The following is a 4557-nucleotide window of genomic DNA, read 5'->3' as shown; positions in this document are numbered from 1 at the left end:
GATACTAATGGTAAAAAAATAGTAAAGTTAATCGATTATGTAAAAGCATTGAATGAAGAGATTGTTGAAGGTATGGAACATGATGAAGAACATGATCATGGTAAAGAAGAAAATCATGATGAGCATGGCGATCATATGAATGAACCTCATGAGCATGAAGGTATTTATGATGAACATATATGGACTTCTCCTAAAAATGCGGTTTTAATGGTAAATGCTATTTGTGATGCCATGTCTGAAGTTGATAGTGCTAATGCTGAATTATATAAATCTAATGCCAATAAGTATAATCAGGAATTATTAGCTTTAGACAAAGAGATAGGAAATGCTATAAATTCTTCAAAAAGAAAAAATATAGTATTTGGGGACAGGTTTCCATTCAGATATTTGGCAGATGAGTATGGTTTGGAATACAGAGCTCCATTTACAGGATGCAGCAGTCAAGTTGATGCAAGTCCTAAAACTATTGCATATTTAATAGATTATATTAAAGAAAATAATATACCTTATTTATATTATATAGAATTGAGTAATGAAAAAATTGCCAATACTCTTTCTGAACAAACTGGAGCAGGTAAATTAAAGCTTCACTCTGGTCAGAATGTAAGCAAAGAAGAATTTAATTCTGGTGTTACATATTTATCTATTATGAGGGATAATTTAGAGAGTTTGAAAAAGGGTTTAAATTGATGTTGAATATAAAAGATTTATCAGTATTTTATGACAGTAATGAGGTATTATCTAATATCAATTTTTCTTTAAATAAAGGAGATTATCTTTCTATAATAGGAGAAAATGGTTCAGGTAAAACTACATTAATAAAAACTATACTTGGGCTTATGAAATATAAAAAAGGCAGCATATCTTTCAGTAATATAAAGAAAAATGAGATTGGTTATCTTCCTCAGCAGGGTATAGTGCAGAAATCATTTCCAGCAAGCGTATTTGAAGTTGTTATAGCAGGAAGATTAAATAAGAAAAGTTTTTTGCCGTTTTATACTTCTAAAGATAAAAAAATTGCTTTGGAAAATTTAAAGAAACTTAATATAGAAAATTTACAAAAAAAATCTTATAAGGATCTATCAGGAGGACAGCAGCAGAGAGTGGCATTAGCTAGGGCATTATGTTCTACAAAAGAATTATTGATACTTGATGAGCCTTCTACAGGTTTAGATCCTATAGCTACAGTTGATCTTTATAATTTGATAAAAAAACTTAATAGTGAAGTTACTATTATTATGGTTTCGCATGATATAGCAAGTGCGATAAAATATTCTAATAAAATACTTCATTTGAATAAAGATATGCTTTTTTTTGGAAGCACAGAAGATTATACAAAAACCGACATATACAAAAGAATATCAGGGGAGGATATGAAATGATTGCTTTGATTCAGGAACTTTTTTCATATACCTTCATTGTAAGGGCTGTTATAGTCGGCATATTAGTTTCATTATGTGCTGCACTTTTAGGTGTTAATTTGGTTTTAAAAAGATATTCTATGATAGGTATCGGGCTTTCAAATGTAGGATTTGGAGCATTATCTCTTTCTATGATGTTTGGTCTTTCTACTTTGCAGCTTTCTATACCTATAGTTGCTGTCGCTTCGATACTGCTTTTAAGATTAAGTGAAAACAGTAAAATAAAAGGAGATGCAGCTATTGCTTTAATATCAAGTGTATCTTTAGCTGTAGGTATAATTGCTATTACTGTAAAAACAGGTATAAATACTGATGTATGTAATTATATGTTTGGAAGTATACTTGCTATGAGTAAAAGTGAAGTTTACATAAGCATCATTGTTAGTGTTATAGTTATAGTACTTTATGTATTATTTTATAATAAAATATTTTTAGTTACTTTTGATGAAAATTTTGCACGTGCTGTAGGTATTAATGCAGAACTTTATAATATGCTTATATCTATACTAACATCTTTGATAATAGTATTAGGTATGAGAATGATGGGGGCTATGCTTATATCAAGTTTGATAATATTTCCGGCATTAACTTCTATGAGAGTATTTAATACTTTTAAGAGTGTTATAATTTCATCGGCTGTATTATCAGTATTTTGCTTTTTTATAGGTATAGTTGCATCATTTCAATTGGAATATCCTACAGGAGCATGTATTGTTATGGTTAATTTAGCTATGCTTTTAATATTTTCCATAATAGGAAAGATTATAAAATAATTTACGTATAAAAAATATAAGGAGAAATTAAAATTATGAAAGCTATATTGTTTTTATTTATTATATTGCTGTCATTTTCTTCTTGTTCAAAAAAAGAATATAATGACGGATGGTTTGATATAGAAAAAAATTATGTTGATATACCGAAGAAAAAATATGATTATGGAAATCCTAGTGATAAGTCTTCAAATGAGGCTGATAATACTGCAAGTTCTTCATCATCTATTGATATGAATAATGTTATAGAAATAAAGGAAAGAATGTTTATAAATCAATGTAATGATGTTTATTTGAATCCGGATGATTATAAAGGAAAAATAATAAAACTTGAAGGTATATATGACGGTTTTACAGATAAAGAAACAGGAGAGAAACTTAATTTTGTATTTAGATATGGACCAGGATGCTGCGGATATGACGGTGTTGCAGGTTTTGAATTTAATTATAACGGCAAAATACCTAATCCTCAAGATTGGATAGAAGTTGTAGGAGTTGTAGAGATATTGGATATAGACAATTATGAAACCATTAGACTTAATGCTATAAGTTTGAATGTACTTGATAAAAGAGGAAAAGAATTTGTAGCTAATTAATTTAGATAATTTTCGTATATTTATATTTTATAAACCATGTTGAGGGCAAAATAATAATATTGATTATTACTTTGCCCGCTTTTATATTTTATTTATTTCCAAAAAGCTCCTACTCTTTTTCTAACATTTTCTTTTAAATCATAATAATAAAGAGCTATATCATAAGCATGATAAACGCCTTTTTCAAATACACTGTTTTCTCCAGAATAAAAATCATCAGGATTTATAGTGCTGCATTTTATAACGCCTCTTGCTTTATCAACTTTTGCATCTGCTATTTTTGTTGGTTTTCCATAATTTGATGCAATATTAGCTCCTATGCTTTGTTCTTTTGCTGCTATAGTTTCATCTAATGTCCAAGTTATAGGATTAATAGCAATAGAGCCTTCAAGAAGGGTAGGATTGTAGCCGTTAAAATCAGGGCTTTCTGTATTATAAGAAATTATTACTCCAGTGTCATATTCGCTGTTTGCAAATCTTAAATGAGGATTTTCATCTAACTCTTTTTGAGTAACAGAATAGCCAAGAACATAAGCGGCAACCATTCTATTTTTTAAATTTTCATTTGTTTTGAAATAATCTTTTAATATTTCTTTTATCATTATAGCACCTTGAGAATGTCCTACTAATATGAAGGGTCTGCCATTATTATAATTTTTTATATAATAATCAAATGCAGCAATAGCATCTTCTTTTGGTTCTGCAAAAAAGTATTTATCCTGTTCTTCTCTGCTTATATTATTTTTTTTATCTACTAAATATAAAGCATCAGCTTGTCTGTAGAATGGGGCATATACGCTTGCTATTTCTTCAAATATTCCCATATGCTGCATCATCATATTTGTAGCTCCGCTTCTCATTTGGGCATGATCTATAGGACATATTATACTTTCATTTGTATTTTCTCTTTCCCAAGTTGTAGGGTATAAATAAAATACATCTACTTCTCTGTCATTTGGGTTTTCTGGTATTGACATCCAATTATTTGTATCTGAATAGTCTGTTTTTGTTTTTATTGCTGCTGTTGTTTTTGAGGCTTTATTATTACAGCTTAATATTGTAATAATAATTAATGATACTGTGGTGAATATTTTAATATTATTAATCATAATTTATCTCCTTTATTGAAATGTTTTATAATTATAAATTTAAAAACATTAAAATCAATTAAAAAATATTAAATAGTTATCTATAATTAAATCTGTTATAAATTTTATTTTTGATGTATTATTTAATATGTTAAGTAATTATGAGATGGATGTATATACATATGAGAGAAATTGATGATTTTTATAAATTAGCAGATGAAGCATTTGATAATGGTGATTATGAAAAGGCAATAGAATATTATGATAAACTAATATTTTATAATGGAGATAATGCGGAAATTTATAATTGCAGATGACTTGCAAAAAACAATTTAGGTAAATATAAAGAGGCGTTAAAAGATTTTAATACTGCTTTAAAATTGGATAATAATAATGCAGATATATATTATAATAAGGGTTTGACTGAATATGAGATGGGTGATTATGAGAAAGCCATTAAAGATTACACTAAAAGTATAAAACTTGATAATACCATTAGCGACGTTTATAATAATAGAGGTTTATGTTATGGAGCATTAGGAGAATTTGAAAAGTCTATTGAAGATTTTACTTGTGCTATAAAATTAAATAAAAATGATGCAGAACTTTACTATAATAGAGGACTTTCAAAATCTAATTTAGAAGATTATAAAAATGCATTAGATGATTACGATAAAGCTAT

At 27.7% G+C, this 4557-nt stretch carries 7 protein-coding genes; 6 read left to right on the top strand and 1 reads right to left on the bottom strand.

What is annotated here, in order from left to right:
- From Q0J90_RS03320 to Q0J90_RS03305, 4 genes are all read left to right on the top strand, one after another.
- Nucleotides 1–690, top strand: a 690-nt coding sequence (locus Q0J90_RS03320) for a metal ABC transporter substrate-binding protein (RefSeq protein ID WP_297276557.1), incomplete at its 5' end; no start/stop codon positions are given.
- A complete protein-coding gene (locus Q0J90_RS03315; RefSeq protein WP_297276556.1) occupies nt 690–1382 on the top strand; it encodes a metal ABC transporter ATP-binding protein in 693 nt (230 codons plus the stop codon). The genes Q0J90_RS03320 and Q0J90_RS03315, both read left to right, overlap by 1 nt.
- The gene (locus Q0J90_RS03310; protein ID WP_297276555.1) at nt 1379–2194 is read left to right on the top strand and encodes a metal ABC transporter permease; all 816 of its coding nucleotides are present in this window, start codon (nt 1379–1381) and stop codon (nt 2192–2194) included. The genes Q0J90_RS03315 and Q0J90_RS03310 overlap by 4 nt, the downstream gene beginning before the upstream one ends.
- A gap of 35 nt (nt 2195–2229) precedes the next feature.
- Nucleotides 2230–2787: a hypothetical protein gene (locus tag Q0J90_RS03305; protein WP_297276554.1), complete on the top strand. Its 558-nt coding sequence runs from the start codon at nt 2230–2232 to the stop codon at nt 2785–2787.
- A gap of 92 nt (nt 2788–2879) precedes the next feature.
- Here Q0J90_RS03305 and Q0J90_RS03300 read toward each other — a convergent pair whose 3' ends face one another.
- Nucleotides 2880–3896, bottom strand: a complete 1017-nt coding sequence (locus tag Q0J90_RS03300; RefSeq protein ID WP_297276553.1) for a DUF3089 domain-containing protein — start codon at nt 3894–3896, stop codon at nt 2880–2882.
- Between the two features lie 161 nt (nt 3897–4057).
- Here Q0J90_RS03300 and Q0J90_RS03295 point away from each other — a divergent pair, with 161 nt between their 5' ends.
- Together Q0J90_RS03295 and Q0J90_RS03290 are read left to right on the top strand one after the other, a co-directional pair.
- Nucleotides 4058–4192 (top strand): hypothetical protein, encoded by a 135-nt coding sequence (locus Q0J90_RS03295; protein ID WP_297276552.1) that lies wholly within the window; start codon nt 4058–4060, stop codon nt 4190–4192.
- A 63-nt stretch (nt 4193–4255) separates the two neighbouring features.
- The coding region (locus Q0J90_RS03290; protein WP_297276551.1) for a tetratricopeptide repeat protein at nt 4256–4557 on the top strand (302 nt) is incomplete at its 3' end.

It is taken from the genome of uncultured Brachyspira sp. (assembly GCF_944390595.1).
In the GTDB taxonomy this organism is placed as follows: Bacteria; Spirochaetota; Brachyspiria; order Brachyspirales; family Brachyspiraceae; genus Brachyspira.
Note: the sequence above shows the minus strand (reverse complement) of the source record. Positions and strands in the feature narration are given on the sequence as shown.